At 65.9% G+C, this 15,854-nt stretch carries 8 protein-coding genes; 1 reads left to right on the top strand and 7 read right to left on the bottom strand.

Translation table 11 applies throughout. The features are described 5' to 3' along the window. Positions 1–11: 11 nt before the first annotated feature. From E6C72_RS31950 to E6C72_RS30840, 5 genes are all read right to left on the bottom strand, one after another. Entirely contained in the window at positions 12–596 is a 585-nt protein-coding gene (locus E6C72_RS31950) for an NUDIX hydrolase (protein ID WP_158280137.1), read from the bottom strand. Next, positions 593–3,253, bottom strand: coding sequence for a hypothetical protein (locus E6C72_RS31945; RefSeq protein WP_158280138.1), 2,661 nt, complete (start codon positions 3,251–3,253; stop codon positions 593–595). Before E6C72_RS31945 ends, E6C72_RS31950 begins: the two co-directional genes overlap by 4 nt. 82 nt (positions 3,254–3,335) lie before the next feature. Then, complete coding sequence (locus tag E6C72_RS30850; RefSeq protein WP_109085346.1) at positions 3,336–4,610, bottom strand: DUF4214 domain-containing protein; 1,275 nt, start codon at positions 4,608–4,610, stop codon at positions 3,336–3,338. 39 nt (positions 4,611–4,649) lie between these two features. Continuing rightward, positions 4,650–6,422: a hypothetical protein gene (locus E6C72_RS30845; protein ID WP_136700885.1), complete on the bottom strand. Its 1,773-nt coding sequence runs from the start codon at positions 6,420–6,422 to the stop codon at positions 4,650–4,652. A gap of 968 nt (positions 6,423–7,390) precedes the next feature. After that, positions 7,391–9,595, bottom strand: a complete 2,205-nt coding sequence (locus E6C72_RS30840; protein WP_136700884.1) for a hypothetical protein — start codon at positions 9,593–9,595, stop codon at positions 7,391–7,393. Positions 9,596–9,906: 311 nt separating this feature from the next. On the opposite strand from E6C72_RS30840, the gene E6C72_RS30835 reads away from it, so the two are divergent. Beyond that, positions 9,907–12,270 (top strand): glycosyltransferase, encoded by a 2,364-nt coding sequence (locus E6C72_RS30835; RefSeq protein ID WP_158280139.1) that lies wholly within the window; start codon positions 9,907–9,909, stop codon positions 12,268–12,270. Between the two features lie 15 nt (positions 12,271–12,285). Here E6C72_RS30835 and E6C72_RS30830 read toward each other — a convergent pair whose 3' ends face one another. Together E6C72_RS30830 and E6C72_RS30825 are read right to left on the bottom strand one after the other, a co-directional pair. Beyond that, positions 12,286–14,274, bottom strand: a complete 1,989-nt coding sequence (locus E6C72_RS30830; protein ID WP_109085350.1) for a tetratricopeptide repeat protein — start codon at positions 14,272–14,274, stop codon at positions 12,286–12,288. Further along, positions 14,271–15,836, bottom strand: a complete 1,566-nt coding sequence (locus tag E6C72_RS30825) for a tetratricopeptide repeat protein (RefSeq protein WP_109085351.1) — start codon at positions 15,834–15,836, stop codon at positions 14,271–14,273. Before E6C72_RS30825 ends, E6C72_RS30830 begins: the two co-directional genes overlap by 4 nt. Positions 15,837–15,854 lie beyond the last annotated feature (18 nt).

Genomic DNA, 15,854 nt, shown 5'->3' with positions numbered 1-15,854 from the left:
ATCCGGCGTCTCTACCGCCCCGGCGCTTCGCCGCGCAGGAGGCCCAGCGACACGCCCAGGGCATGGGCGAGGACGGCGATCCTGTTGTCTTGAAGGGCGTCCCGCAGCTCGCCGCGCGTCATCAGTCCGACCTCCATCTCCTCCAGGTCCCCCGATGCCGGTTCGCCGACGCGGTGGGCGTTCCGGGCGTGGAACAGATGGTCGGTGCCGCCGCCCTGGTTGCCGTTGCGCACGAAGGAGCCGAGAAAGGTCCACTCCGCCGCCGCGTAGCCCGTTTCCTCCAGCAACTCCCGCCTTGCCGCGTCTTCCGCCGTTTCTTCCGGACCGATGCGGCCGGCCGGCAGCCCGATGCAGTGGCGCCGGGCGCCATGGCTGTAATGGCCGATGGTCACGACCAGCCCGTCCTCGGTTTCGGCGAACACGCTCGCGGAATCGTCCGCCCCGACCTGATAGTAATCGTCGATGATCCGGCCATCGGGCAGCCGGACGGTTTCGACCGTCACCTCGACGTCGCGCGTCGTCCGCAGCAGCGTGCGGCGGTCGATCACCTCCCATACCGGCCGGCCGGTCGCGGTTGTGGTGGCGCTTTTGGTCATGGCGTGGCGGCTTCGGGCTTCAGGAAGACCAGCCCGGCAAGCTGGGGAGCGGAGAAGGGATTGGGGGCCAGCAACGGCCGCTGCGAGTGCCACTGCACGGGCCCGACCGGCGTCACTCCCAAGGACTCCAGGAGAGCCAGCAACTCGTCCGGATCGGTCGTCGGGAAGTCCGGATTTTCCTGGTCGTCGTCGGCATAGGCTTCGCGCTGGAAGAAGGTGAACACGCCGCTGCCGCCGGGCTTGAGCATCGCCACGACCCGGGTCAGGAAATCGCGGGCATCGGCCATCCCCGACAGCGCACAGGAACTGAAGACGCAGTCGGCGGAGCCGGCCGGGATCATCCGTTCCTCGGCGGAGGTGAGCGTGTAGCCGAGCTTCCGCAGCAGGATCCCGGACCCCCGGCTTTCGTCGCCGAAAGCCACGATGCGGCTGGCCGGCGACCAGTTGGACAGACATTCGACGGCGGCCACCAGGAATTGCTGCTGGGGCGTGACGTAGGCGGCGGCGTGTTCGTGCGCCCAGGACAGATCCGAATCCTGAAGGATGTCCAGGCGGTTTCCTTTCGCCAGCCAGGCGGACTCCTCCGCCTCCAGCAGACCGCTCGGGCAGGGGAAGGATCTCGCTTCGACGACCGAACCGGACGGCAGCCAACCGCTCTGGAGCTGGCCGGCCGGTGTAGGCGCGGCGTTGGCGCGCTGGACCCGGTCGAACTCGCTGTAGAGCCGGCCCTCGCTGCGGAGGTTGTAGAGCGCCGTCTGCGCCGACATGCCCTTGCGGGCGAGGGCCTCGACCGGTGCGTCCTCCAGGAAGGTGCCGTTCTGAATTTCCGGGAAGGACGCCATCCGCGTGAAGATCACGGCACGCTCGGTGCTCAGGGCCAGATCGCAATAATCCAGCAGCTCCGGACCATGCGTCCCGTCATTGGCGAACAGAAGCAGGTCGTAGGTGCCCACGGTGTGGATGACGCTGAAGGCGTCGCGCGGCATGGGGACCGTCACCACCTGAAGCGCCGGAGTCATCCGGAGCTGCGGCTGCATGGCCTCCAGCTTCCTGGCGAACAGCCGGTCATCCTCCTCGGTTTCGGAGGGCAGGCGGGCGACGAGGATCTGGGCATCCGGCTTGTCGCGCTGGATCTTGCTGACGATCAGCTCGAAGCTGTTGTCCGGCGTCCTGGCGCCAAACACGCAGATCCGCATGGGACCGGGCGGGATCGACGGCAGGGCCGTGTAGTAGGGGATGACCGGGGCGCGGTCGATCTTGTGCACCTTCTGCTGCAGGGCGGGGGCCTGCAGACCTTCCGCCAGCAGTGGCTGGCCGGGGGCCAGCGGCAGGTGGTGGAGCACGGGCCCGGCCTGCTCCAGGACGGGCGGCAGACCCGGATCCTCGACCGTCCCGCACAGGACGACGGCGCTCGGCCGGAGCCAGAAGATGCCGCGCTGGAAATCGTCGGCATCGCGGTAGCGCATGATGACCGGCTTGTATTCCCCCGTGCGGCCGAGCGCGGCGACGACGCGCTGGACATAGGAGATGGGGTCGGAGATGGGGCCGGAGAGGGGAGCCTTCTCCTCGCCGGTTCCGGCCATGGCCAGGACGACGGTCGTCGGCGAATGGCGTGCCGACCGGGCGGCCTCCGCGTCGCCCCGCCCGTCGACCGTGACGCCGTTCGCCACCAGCATGTCGATGAAGCTGTCCTGGAACGCCGCGACGGACCAGTCCTTTTGCAGGCGCCGGACGGAGTCCCGGGTGGAGCGCATCGCGTCGCGCAGCGACGTCTTGGGATAGGGGGCGATGTACGGGTGGATGTGCCGGAACGTATCGTTGGACGAGACGATGAGCGGCTGCCCCGAGATCACGCACTGGTCGGTCGTGGCCGACAGCCCGGACTGGCGGCGCGTGTAGAAGAAGCAGTTCAGGTCATTGTCGGCGCACCAGTCGACCAGTTCCTCCTCTTCCAGGAAATCCCTGGTGAATTGGATTTCGATCCCTGGCTTGGCGATCTTGCGGCAGAGCTTTTCGATATACTCGGAATATTCCATCCGATGGACGTTGAACATGATGCTGTCGACATGCGTCGCCCGCGGAACATTGATGCGGACGATGGCCCGATCGAATTCGCGGTTGACCGCCTCCACCACATGCTCGAACCCCTTGCCGGGCGTCCCCAACCCGAAGGACCCGATGACGGGAATCTCGCGGTTGTGATGATGGCCCTTGCGGGAAACGCCCCGCAGGGGGCGGGGGAACGGCGTCACCTTGGCGGTCGGCATCGCCGTTGGGTCCAGGACGATGCAGCTGTCGAACCGTTCGGCAGGAACGAACTTGATGGGGTTGTCCGGCTCGACTTCCAGCACGATGGCGAACTTCGGCCCTTTCAGGTGCGGCAGAAGCTCCTGCGGCAGGAGCGGCGCCATCGTGTGCGGATGGTAGTTCAGAACCCAGAAATCATAGGAGCCCGGCTTTTCCCCTTCCGCGTCCTCATGCCCTGCTTTCAACCTGAAGGACTGGTTCGTCTTCAAGTAATCAATGTCAATCTGTTCGAGCGTTATATAGTCAAGATCATAGAATTTCGACTGCTTCAGGCAGTCGTAAACCATTTTACCGCTTTCGAATATGCTGCAGACGGCCGGTTCTGTATTAAGAAATGCGCCGCGGATCATCAAAACAAACTCCCGGTATTCTCGAACAGGTTCAGCATGACGGATCGGGCGGGACCGCTGCGGGTGCCGGCTGGCCGGCAGGTCAGGCAGAGGCGAGCCACCGGAGCATCCGGTTCGCGGGTTGCTTGGCCCGCATCTCCTCCGAATTCAGGAAGGCGTTCAGCGTGACGTCGACCCGGCCATGCTGCTGCAACTCGCGTTCGTGGTGCGCCCATCCCGACGGGTCGGGCGCGCGCTCCAGGAGGACATTGTAGGTGGTCTCGATGAACCGGCGCCCCAGGGCGGCATCCTCATGGATCGGCGTCCTGATGCCTTCGACGATATTGCCGGCCAGTTCCCTGGCGTTCCAGTCGCCCGCCTCCACGAAGGCCGGGCCGCTGTCCGGCTTGCCCAGGACCAGCATCGCTTCGGCGGTGATCTCGCGGATGTTGCGGTCGAAACCCGGCCATACGTTGCCCTGCCGGTAATGGCCCTGCACCGGACCCTGGGCGTGAATGATCTCATTCGCCAGGGCCAGGTCCCCCTCCCGCAGCCGCCTGCACAGCGCCTTCGCCTCATCGATGGTCCGCGCCTCGCCGGGATTGCCGGGGGCGATCCGGCGGCTGAGCATGCTTCCCTGGAAATATACGACCGGCCCCCCCAGGAGCAGCATAGCGATCGTGGCATGCGGCAGCCGGCCCTCGCCGACATAGGGATGGAAGAGGCCGGAGAGGTTCTGCAGCATATCGACGACGGACGGTGCGGCGCCTTGCTCCGTCGCAGGCTCGCCGATCGTCTGAAAGCCTTCCGCCGCGAAGTGGTCCTGGATGAAGCGGCTCATCCGTCGCAGATAGGGGCGCTGCGGGGACGGGCCGTCACTGTCCTTGGGGACCAGAATCCCGACGGGGCGTCCGTTTGGCGGCGATCTGTCCCATGTCCCGACGGCAGTGTCCGGGACGCCCGCCGCCGTCTGCTGGGTCCAGCGCGACAGCCGGGCGATCCAGGGTTCCTCGCGGCCGACATCTTCCGGCTGGGAGAACAGGATGCGGATGTTGTTGCGGCTCTCGACGATCGACCGCAGGCTGAGTTGCCAGAGGGCGGCCGCCACGCTGCTCCGGTCACCATGGCTGCGGAAGACGATGAAGCCGGGAAAGGCCCGGATCAGTTCGGCGAACAGGGCCAGGTCGTTCCAGACGATGATGGCGTCGTACCCGCCCAGAACGGCTGCGGGTGGAAGCGCGGCCATGGGCGCCGCGCCGGCGGCTCCCCGCTGCGTGTCCACATGGATGCGTGGGCTGAGCGAGGCGAGCCGCTCGGCCTCGCACCTGGAAATCGGGTCGTGGCAACCGAGGCACAGGGTTTTGGGCTGGTGCGACATTGGAAACTCCAGGCTACGCGGAACGTCTGGCGGCGGGGGTCAGTCGGACAGCTTGATGACCGTCAGCCGTTCGATGCTCAGGGCGGCGGACCCGTTCGTGAAGATGCGGAACTCGTACTTCCCGTCGGAGCGTCCGACATGGAAGTCGCAGGTGAACCGTTCATATTGCGGCGAGGTGCTTTCCAGCGTCACCGACGCCAGAACCGTCCCGTCGCAGGACACGTCGGCGCAACCGGCGGGGATGTGGGTGGCGGAGATCCTGCCCATGACTTCCAGCCGGTAATGCCCTTCCGGCAGTGTCGCGAATGGACCGAAGAGGAGGAAGCCGGCCTCTCCCTGGTCCGTCACCCGGACCTGGCGCTTCAGGACGTCGTCCATTTCCCACCGGCCCAACCGCAGGATCGATCCAGGCGGGGCAAAGTCACGGTGAAGGTCGTCGACGGTCTGCTGCTTGCCGGAGCGCCGGCCGATCGCCCGTTCCAGGAAATCGACGGCACCGCCGTTGAGACGGACGGCCTCCTGCAGTGCCGGCCAGGGACCCGCGGTGCCGGCGACCGCGGCGAGATGGTTGCGCACCTCGTCGCCGACCGGGGCTTCGATCACCGTCGCCGACAGGGCGTCGGCGATCTGCCGGATGCGCTGGGCGGGAGAGTGCTGGCCGGCCGGGTCGATGAATGCCCTGACGAAGCGGCGCCGGCCGTCGGCGCCTGGCTGCGGGCGGGTGCCGCTGGCCGGTCGGCCGCCGATCATACGGGCCATTTCACGATCGAAGATGGGCCAGACATGCGCCGGATCGTAGAGTGTGGCGATGTGCTGCTGCGATTGCCGGACCTCGTCGATGAACACGTGGTCCTTGGCGCGGAAGGCGTTGACGATCCGATGCGCGTCCATCACCGAGGCGGCTTCGCCGGGGCCTCCCTTGCCGATATGGCGGGCCAGCAGGGAACCGCTGAGATAGGCGACCGGGCCGCCGAGTACGATCATCTCCACAGGCGGGAGGTAACAGACCCTGGGATCGCGATAGGTGTAGAGATAGCCGCTGGCGTCGGCGAACATCCCGATCTGCTTCCTGCGCTCCAGGGACCCGACGACATGGTCGTCGTCGATGTCGACCAGTTGGACCCCGCAATACTTGAAATGCTTCTGGTGGAAGAATTCCTTGAGGAAGTCGTAATGCGCCCGGTGGAATGGATTTCCCAGGATGTTGGGCGCCGTCACCAGGATGCTGTCGTTGCGGTCTGTGGACGCGGCCCATATCCCGCGATGCTGGAAGATGTCTTCCGACAGGCAGTAGGGAATCACGGTGCCGCGGCTGCGAAGCCAGTCGGCCTCCGCTTCCATCGTCTTGTCGGAATGGGGGCAGAAATGGAAATTGTCCCGGTTCTCGATCAGCGGACGGACGCCGCACAGTTCGAACTCATCCGAAAGCAGATGGGTTTGGCCATATGCACGGAAGATGCACGGTCCGTCATAAACCCGAAGGATTTCGGCGGTCCAGCGGGCGACGATCGTGACGACCACGGCGTCGAACTGGCTGTTCAGGATGTCCGCGATCTCGGGACTGATGGAGTTGTAGAAGAAGTTGTATTTTGACAGCTTGTCGAAGACTTCAGGCGGGAGAGTGGTCGGCTGGTTCCGATCCCAGGTCGATGCCACGCTCTGATCGGGAATGTGGCTCAGGTAGGGAGGGTTGAAGACCTCGTATCCCAACGCGCGGAGGCGCGCGAGCTCAGTCCCGACCAGCAGCTTGTGGGCGCCGAACCAGAAGATCCGACCTTTGCCGGCTCCGACACCCCGATCCCCCTGCACCATCACGATCTCCAGATTATCCAGGCCGACGCCCGCCTCGTACGAGGCGGGCGGGTCCGCTTGTTCAAGGTGCCGGCCTGCGCCGGTCATGGCCGCGAGAAAGACGGGAAACCACGGCGCGCTTCCCCATCGCCAAAGCGGTGCTTTCTATCATCAGATCGCGCCCCGCGCGAACATGGCTTGGGTGACCGTTCCCGGCCGGGTAGGAACGATTGAAACTGACGGCAGCAGGCAATCCCATCCGGCGTTCCGTGATCGGGCTTGCAATCCACATCATGGCGTCCCCTGCGGAAGGCGGAGAGGTGGGCCGGTGATCCGCAGCCATCAGATGCGCCCTCGCGGGCAAAATGTGCCGTCAGAAAACGAAGGGATTTTCGCAAGAGCGTTATGCGGTGTTCCTCGGAGGACAAATAACGGGCTTCTGGGAATTACGCCCCTCGCATTGGAGATCATGCTCTTTCGACGAAGTGATTTCATGATTATTCCGGCGCAGTCAAAATTCAATCAAGCTGGCTGAGGCCGTTTCAGAGAAATAGATAAGCCTAGCGAACATTTTAAACACCAAATATAATCTCTTACAGTAATAATATTACTGCATTCAAGGGTTTTGTCAATCTTTTGTAAGCGCGATAAGCGTAAAGGAATATTTATCATGAGCGCATTTTGTGAATTTTATGAAATGAAATGGCTAATGTATTTCTCTATACTAAAATTCCATATGCATAATATAAGATATTGTATTTTATATTTATGGCGAGTTGAGGAAAATATAGGCGAATATTTCTTGGTATGTTTGGAATTGCAGACGAATATCAAAACGCATTTTCATGCATATGACTGTGATTATGTCTTTCGGATATGCCGATTGCCTTCATGCCGCGACAGTTTGCGGGGTATGATTTTGATAAAAATTGTGAGAATTCTTGCCGCGATTTCGTGACGCGGCCGATAAAAATTTCACTTTTGAAATACTAGCCGGAGGCACTCAAAATCAGGCCGCTGCAAGGCGGAACTTGTCCGATTGCCACGGCCGCGACGGTGCTCATGGCGGCCGGGTGGATTGTCCGTATCCGAACCTCGAAGGCGGCTACGGGCCTCGGGACGATGAAGCGGACCGTAACGGGAACAAAACTGTCCGGTCCAAAGCAATCCGTGGTCAATCTGTAGATTTGTTCCTGTGCCGTGCCGTCGAATGCCGTGTCGATGAGGGCAATGACCGTGTCGTTGGGAAGGCCGGTTTCTTCCAGGCGGAGCAGGAAACTGCAGTAATAGGTTCCCGCCTGCATTGGAACATAGGGGCCGAACAGCAGGAAGCCAGGTTGCTCCATAGGGATGGAGAAGATGCGCTCATCGTCGTCGAAGCCCGCGATTCCCTGAGAGCGCAGGCCCATGTGAAGACGCCCCTCGATCTGAAGGTTCTGGAGCCGGGCCAGATGCCGCTCTTCGGTCGGAGGGTGGTGCCCGGCCGGCAACGGCATTGCACAGCGCAGCCTTTCAGCATCGAATTTCCGGAACACCCAACCGGCCGGGATGGATCGGGAAGTCTGGCCACCGGTTTCGCCCCCAACGCTTTCGTGTCCATTCCCGGTCCGATCCCCGTTCCACCGCGGCGGATCGAACAGGATGCAGTCCGGCAGCAAGGGCAGGAGCCGCCCGAGAATGTCGTCGGGCGTGTAGAGCCTGTGCTCCGTCGGGAACGGACCATCGGTCCGGTCAATGCTGTCAGGGTGGGCGATGTCCAGGGGCAGGACCGCCACCCCGCCGGGGGTGAGAAGATCGGCGACCGTCCGGATGAAGACCTCGTCCTTCGCTATACGGTTCAGCGTGGTGGTGCAGAAAACGATGTCATGGAAGGCGGTGCCCTTCTGGAGGGGAGGGAGGCTTTCTTCCCGCAGGCCGATCTGGTCCAGTACATAGCCTTTCATGCGCAACGCCTCGACGCAGACGTCATCCGGCGATCCGATGCCGAGAATGCGCGGTTCGAAAAAGTCGGCGGCCAGACGCTCCACCGCGTCGATCAAGAATGATTGCTGGACGTCGACCTGCCTGACCTTGCGCCCCGGTGCTTTGCGTGAACTGTCGTTCGGGCGGTGGGCCGCCGTGCCGCAGGCGACGCGCTTGGCATAGGCGCGCGAGGCGGGGGACAGAAGCTTGTTGTATCCCCGGCCGTCGGGAACCGACCGCCGGGCCTCCAACCGGTCGAGCGCCTCCAGGATGGCCCCGTTCCATGCGGCGCTGGACGCGCCCGGCTCATAGCGTGCGATATGGTGGGCCAAGGGGGCGAGCCCGGAGGCGGCGATGTCTTTCAGACGGCGCCTGTCGGCACGGATCGATGGGTTGACGCCATGCACATGGCGGAACATCCGGGACCGGCTGACCGCCATCGGCCGGCCCGCCGCCAGGGCATAGTCCAGGCAACTGGAGATGCCGCGGTCAAGCCCTGACAGGTCATCGTAAAGGAAAACATTGATCGTGTTTTCCGAAAGAAAGTCCAGCAGCCTGTCCTCGTCCAGGAAATCGCGCGTGATGTCGAGCATGATCCCCGGCTTGCGGATCATTCTCCGGCAATCGGCAATGATGGATTGCGTCGCCTGCTCGGGAAACAGCTCGCTCCGGTCATGGGGCGACAGGTTCAGGCGGATGCGCGCCGTGTCGAATTCCTCGTTCACCCGGGAGCACAGCCGGTCCAGCCCCTTTCCGGGCGAGGCGAACCCGAACCAGCCCACCGTGAACAGCTTCGGAGCGGGGGCGGGCGGGCGAATCGGCGGTGTGAAGCGCGGAACCGGAAAGACCAGGGGGCTGGCGGGAACGAAGGACGGATCCGGATAGAGGATGCCGTCGAACGGTGTCCGGTCCAGCCGTTCCGGCGTCAGCTGGTAGGCTTCGTGGACGACGGCGAGACACGGCACGCCGCAGGCGCGGATGCCATGGCCGGTCGCCCAGGGCATCGTCCCCTCGTGAAGGTTGAACAATACGGCGGCGGGGGCGATATCCTTGCATTCACCCAGGAACTCATCGATGGAGGCACACTCGGCATAGCGCCAGTCGATGTCCGGGGATAAAGAGAGAAGCTGCAGAAGGCGCCGGCCGAACTGCTGCACGCCACACCGCATTCCGCGATGCGAGACGATCAGGAAACGAAGTCGTTTTGGCAGTGCAGCAATTTTTTCCTTCATATTTTCTAATGCTCTGTCTTTGATTTTTTGAAGGCTTCCATGATTTATTACAAGGCTGCAAAGTTGTAAAGTTTGGGGAAATCCCAATTGCCCGCGCTTCCGATGCGCCGTCGTGCCCGCGCCAGCGGGAATGGAGACATCGGCTTTCCTATCGGTACGCTTGCCGCCGCGCTATACCAGTCTTTCCGGGATGGATGTGCCGCCGGGATGGCAAGGGGAAATCCGGGATGAAGGTTCGGCATGCCCGCCGGGCAGGCCGCTCTTCCAATTCCCTCTTCCCCACGCCGCTGGCCGTCGTTGTGACAGGGCGAATGATGAGCGAGATCGATTACCAGGGCAGGCTTGAGTTCATCACCACGGGCAAGATCTATGGCTGGCTGGTCAACAAGACCCGGCCGGAGATGGAATGTCTGGTCGATCTCTACGTCAACGGCTGGTTCATGGGCACCCATCCCTGCAACGAGTATCACGAGGCGCTCGCCTCGCTGCCGGGGCACAAGGGATTCGGCGTCTTCAACATCCCGCTGCCGCAGGATCTGCTGGGGATGGAGGACTGTGTCGTCGATGTCCGCATCCACGGCACCGCGGCGTCGATTCCCAACTCTCCCATCGTCACCAGCCTGCACCGGGCTGTCATCGACACCGCCCTGTCCGGCATGACGCCGGAACGCAAGACGCTGTGCCGGACGGCGCTCGCCGAGACCCTCAACCTGACCAAGCGCGCCCGCAACCGGCTGGAAGACCCGCGCCTGGCCCGCCCCGCCCCCGGCTACGAAGAGGCGGAGCTGACCATCGGTGCCTTCCTGGCGCACCAGCTTCACCGGCTGGATGCGGCGCGGGACTTCCATCTGCGCAGCGCCGCCGACCTGCTGCGCTTCCTGGTCCGGCACGCCGACCGCTTCAATCTGGCCGACCATGCCTGGTGCCCGCTGCCGGCCGACGTCGCCGCCTTCCTGGCCTCGGGAGAGGAGGATGCCGGCGGTCTGTTCCGCTCACGCCTGCTCGCAGAGTACAAGGAACAGGTTCTGGATACCGCCGGCCGGCCGACCGGGGCGGAGGAACTGTGCAAGCTGGTCCACTGGATGTTCGGCAAGGCACGCCTGCCCAAGACGGCGCTCGCCACCGAGCATGCCGATTACCTGAACGGGCCGGCCGGGCTGACGGTGGAAGGCGGCGGAACGATCGGGCACGGGCTGCTTTCCCGCTTCTATGCCGAGATGCATGCGATGGACGAGGCGCTGGGCGGCAAGCTGGCGCTGCGCGACGACAAGGCGCTGTTCGTCATCCTGCTCAGCATCAGCCTGTGGCTGGTCCGCTGGAACCTGGACGACCTGTTCCTGCCGCCGGCGGTGCGCGCGCTGTTCGATCGCCGGATCCAGCATGCCGGGCGGGAGTGGAGCGGGCTCGGCTATTTTTTCTCCTTCCTGGACCTGCCGGGCGCGGAAAGCCTGACGCTGGACAGCCTGCGCCTCCGGCAGGAGGCCGCGGCGGTCACATACGATGCCGGCCAGGGCGGCGGAGCAGTCCCGAAGGGCGGGGTCAACCTGTTCGGCTATTTCGACGGCAGCACCGGCATCAGCCGCAACGCCCTGTTCTCGCGCGAGATCCTGGCGGCAGCCGGCGTGCCGGTGACGATACCGCCGCTGGTCCTGCCGCAGCATCACGCCACCGAATCCCTCCACCCGGTGAACCTGATCCATTTCGGCATCATCGGCGCCCCCGGCGACATGGTGAACCATGGGATGGAGCGCTTTGCCGGTGCCTACAACATCGGCTTCTTCCTGTGGGAGACCAGCCTGCCGCCGCGCTCCAGCCTGCTGACGCTGGACCTGATGGACGAGATCTGGACCCTGTCGGACTTCTGCGCCCAGGGGCTGGCCCACCATTTCCGCGGCCCCATCCATGTCGTGCCGAACTGCGTCGACGAGCGGGCCGCCGCCCCGGCGGCGGGGGATGGGGCGGCGGCGGACGGGATGGCGGATGGCGCCGGCTGGCGCGGCGAACGGCCCTTCACCTTCTATTTCTGCTTCGACGCCCGCAGCTGGTACACGCGCAAGAACCCTCTGGCGGCGGCGCGGGCCTTCCAGCTGGCCTTCCCGGCCGGCGACCCGTCCTGCGGCGACATCCGGCTGCTGCTGCGCATCCGCTACCGCGCCAGTTCGCGCAGCATCGCCGACACCGCCCACCGGCTCCAGCTCGACCGGCTGGCCCGGCTCGATCCGCGCATCGTCATCCGCGACCAGGAACTTCCCTACACCGAGTCCCTGGCGGAGATGCGCAACTGCGACTGCTACGTCTCGCTGCACCGGGCGGAGGGGTTCGGCTACACGATGGCGGAGGCGATGATGATGGGGAAGCCGGTCATCGCCTCGCGCTATTCGGCGAACCTCGACTACATGACCGACCGGACCGGCTTCCTGGTCGACGGGCGGGAGCGCTTCATCGAGCCCGACGAGTATATCGACGTCACCCCCGGCGCAGCCTGGTTCGAGCCGGATGTCGCCGCGGCGGCGGAGGCGATGCGCCGCGTCCGCTTCGACGAGGCCGAGGCCCGCCGCCGCGCCGCGGCGGGGCAGGAGCATGTCCGCCGCACCCTGAACCGCAAGGCTGTGCAGGACCTTTATGTCACCCGCCTGAACGCCGCCCACGCAGCCGCCGCCCGCAAACGGGCCTGATGGGCGGCCCTCTTCCTACTGCCCGGCCGGGACGATGAAGCCCTGGGGTGGCTGGCCGGCGCTGTGCAGCGCCCACATGACCTGATAGGCGCGCTCCAGGTTGCGGGTGAAGCGGCGGCTGTCGAACAGCGGCGCCGTCATCCGGCCATCCTCCAGCCTCTTGCGGAAGCCGGCCCGGCGGGCCGGATCTCCGGCGAGCGCCACCGCCAGATCCTCGTACTCCGTCAGGGAGCGGGTGATGGTGTCGGGCAGGCCGGCCGCGCTCAGCAGGCTGGCCGCCACGCGCGAGGCGAAGGTCCCGCCCAGGCAGGTCACCACCGGGCAGCCGGCCCACAGCGCGTCGCTGGTGGTGGTGTGGCCGGTATAGGGCAGGGTGTCCAGCGCGAGATCGGCGACACGGTAGCGGGCGATGTGGTCGGCCAGCGGGCGGGGTGGGGCGAAGGCCAGCCGGGCCGGATCGATGCCCTGGGCCTGCGCCTGGGCCTTCAGGTTGGCGGCCGCCAGCGGGTTGGCCTCGAACAGCCACAGCACCGATCCCGGCACGCGCTTCAGGATGCGCATCCACAGGGCGAACATGGTGGGGCTGATCTTGTAGGCGGTGTTGAAGGCGGCGAAGACGACGCCGTCCGCCGGCAGGCCGCACTCGGCCCGCGACGCCACCTGCTCCGGCAGCGGGCGGTGGCGGTCGTTGATCTGGTAGGCGTCGGGCAGCAGCACCAGCCGCTCGGCATAGAAGGGCTGGTGCTCCGGCGGGGTGACGAAGCGGTCGCCGATCACATAGTCCATATGCGGGCAGCCGATGGTGCCGGGATAGCCCAGGTAACTGACCTCGACCGGAGCCAGCCGGCGCGACAGCAGGTCGAGCCGGGTCTGTTTCGTGTAGCCCTTCAGGTCGACCATGATGTCGACCCCGTCGTCGGCCATGCAGCGGGCGACGGCGTCGAGCGGCACGCTGCGGATGTCGCGGAAGCGGTCGAAGGCCTTCACCAGCCGCTTGCGCATGGCGCTGCCGTCGTCGGGGCCGTAGGAATAGGCCAGCACCTCGAAGCGGTTGCGGTCATGCAGCTCGAACAGCTCGGCCGCCAGGAAGGCGGTCGCATGCTCGTGGAAGTCGGCGGAGACATAGGCGATGCGCAGCCGCCCGCCGGACGACGGAGCGCGCGCCTGCAAAGGTGCCGCTGCGCCGCGCTTGACCACCCGCTCGAAGAACAGGCGGGCGGAGCGGTCCTGCTGGGCTGGGGTGCTCTCGATCGACAGGGTGGCCAGCGGGATGACGATGCCGCCGTCCTGATCGATGATCTCGGTCACGCGGGCGCAGAGCCGGTCGTAATCGTCCCAGTCGCACAGCGTCTGCATCAGGTACAGGTGATAGCACAGCGCTTCGGTCTTGGCCGGGGACAGGGCCACCGCGCGGGTGTAGGCGGTCTTCGCCCCGGCCAGCCGGCCCAGCTCGCGCAGGGTGTGGGCATAGCCCAGCATCGCCTCGGCATGGCCCGGATCGACGACCAGCGCCCGGCGCAGCGCGCGCTCCGCCTCGGCCACGCGATGGGCTTCGCGCAGGGCGACGCCGAGATTGGCGGCGGCGAGCGCGTCGACCGGCCGCAGCCGCAGCGCGCGCGCGAAGTCGGTCGCCGCCCCGTTGCGGTCGCCCAGCGCCAGCCGGGCGGACCCGCGGTTGACATAGGCTTCCGGGGTGGCGGGCGACAGCTGGACGCAGCGGTCGTGCGCCGCCAGGGATTCGCCCATGCGGCCCAGCGACTGCAGCACGGTGCCGAGATTGCCATGGCTGTCGGCCAGATCCGGCCGCATGGCGATCGCCTGACGCAGGATCGCTTCCGCTTCCTGCGGGCGGTTCTGCATCATCACCGTCACGCCCAGCAGCTGGGCGACCTCCCCCATGCCGGGGGCCGCCTGCAGAATGGCCCGGCACAGCCCCTCGGCCTCCGCCATCCGGCCGGCACGGAAATGCTCCAGCGCCAGCCGCACCGCCTCGTTCAGCGTCATCGCGTGGTCCTCCCGGCGGCCTTGGCGGCACCCTCCGCCGCCACCACGTCCTCCGCCGCCACCGTCACCCTGGCCATCACTTCGGCCCAGTCGTTGGACCTCGCCTGACGGAACAGGCGCATGGTCGGATACCATGGGCTGTCGAGCCGGTCGCGCATCCAGCGCCAGTCGGCGAACCATTTCAGCACCACCCAGGTCGGCCGTCCCATGGCGCCGGCGAGATGGCAGACCGAGGTGTCGCAGGTGACGATCAGGTCCAGGTTGGCCATCACCGCCGCGGTGTCGAGGAAGGCGTCCGGTCCGGCGTCGAAATCCGCGCCCAGCTCCGTCACCGCCACCCGGTCGCGCAGCCGCTCCAGATGGTCCAGGCCCGACACCTTCTGCAGGCTGTAGAGCCGGACGCCGGGCAGCCGGCCCATCGCCTCGAAGCACTCCAGCGGGATCGACTTGCCGGTCTCGTTGCCGTGCCAGTTGATGCCGACGCGCAAGGCCGGGCGTTCGCCGCCCTCCAGCCGGTCCAGGCGTTCCGCCCAGCGGGCCGCCAGCTCCGGCTCGGCCCGGATATAGGGCACGCCGCCGGGAACATTCTCCGGGGTGGTGCCCAGCCGGTGCATCAGGCTCATCAGCGAGATGTAATAATCATAGGCCGGCAGCGGCTCGCCGAAGGCGAACAGCCCGTCCAGGTCGGGGGCGGTCGACAGCACGCGCTTCAGCGCCGGCTGGCATTCGTAGAGCACCCGCGCGCCCATGCGCTTCAACACGCCGGCATAGCGGATGTACTGGAAGGAGTCGCCCAGCCCCTGCTCGAAATGGACCAGCAGCGTCTTGCCCGCCAGCGGCTGGCCCTGCCACAGCACGCCCGGCATGTCGCGCTTGCGCCAGACCGGCTGTTCGAGCCGGCCTTCATAGGCGACGGTGCCGTTGGGGTAGTCGCCGGCCATCAGCAGGCAGGTGCCGAGATTCTTGCGGTATTCCGGCTTGCCGACGTCGATGGCGAGCGCGCGCCGGTAGTTCAGCGCCGCGTCGGGCGGATGGCCGAGGCTGAGGCTGACCGCGCCCAGATTGTTGTAGTTGACCGCCACGTCCGGCTCGACGGTCAGCGCCAGCCGGTAGACGGTGCGCGCCTTTTCCCCGTCGCCGGTGAACATGAACAGGTTGCCGAGCGTCAGCAGCGCCCCCGGATAGTCCGGCTTCAGCCGCGCCAGTTCGCGGAAGGCGACCAGCGCATGGTCGAGGTTGCGCTGGTCGAGCAGGATGCCGCCCAGCGCGTTCAGCGCGTCCGGATAGGCGGGGCGCAGCCGCAGCGCCTGGCGCAGCGGCTCCATCGCCTCCTGCGGCCGGCCGGCGGCGCGCAGCGACAGGCCGAGGTTGCCGTGCAGGTTGGCGATGTCGGGACGCTCGTCGGCCAGCCGGCGGAAGGTCTCGGCCGCCTCGTCGAAGCGGCCGGCCTGGAACAGGACGGCACCGCCGTTGAAGGCCTCGACGAAGGCCGGTGAGAACTCGGAAATGGCAACCCCCAACGCTTCGCCCGACTGCCTGCCGCACGGATGGAACCGCCGCATGGAACCGCGGCTTCTTAC

Source organism: Azospirillum sp. TSH100, from assembly GCF_004923295.1.
Lineage (GTDB): Bacteria > Pseudomonadota > Alphaproteobacteria > Azospirillales > Azospirillaceae > Azospirillum.
The sequence above is the reverse complement of the archived record's forward strand: the minus strand, read 5'-3'. Positions and strand labels throughout refer to the sequence as shown.

Coding starts and splice junctions, on each gene's coding strand:
- E6C72_RS31950 (WP_158280137.1), bottom strand. CDS start 596: ATGACCAAAAGCGCCACCACAACCGCGACCGGCCGGCCGGTATGGGAG.
- E6C72_RS31945 (WP_158280138.1), bottom strand. CDS start 3,253: ATGATCCGCGGCGCATTTCTTAATACAGAACCGGCCGTCTGCAGCATA.
- E6C72_RS30850 (WP_109085346.1), bottom strand. CDS start 4,610: ATGTCGCACCAGCCCAAAACCCTGTGCCTCGGTTGCCACGACCCGATT.
- E6C72_RS30845 (WP_136700885.1), bottom strand. CDS start 6,422: ATGGTGCAGGGGGATCGGGGTGTCGGAGCCGGCAAAGGTCGGATCTTC.
- E6C72_RS30840 (WP_136700884.1), bottom strand. CDS start 9,595: ATGAAGGAAAAAATTGCTGCACTGCCAAAACGACTTCGTTTCCTGATC.
- E6C72_RS30835 (WP_158280139.1), top strand. CDS start 9,907: ATGATGAGCGAGATCGATTACCAGGGCAGGCTTGAGTTCATCACCACG.
- E6C72_RS30830 (WP_109085350.1), bottom strand. CDS start 14,274: ATGACGCTGAACGAGGCGGTGCGGCTGGCGCTGGAGCATTTCCGTGCC.
- E6C72_RS30825 (WP_109085351.1), bottom strand. CDS start 15,836: ATGCGGCGGTTCCATCCGTGCGGCAGGCAGTCGGGCGAAGCGTTGGGG.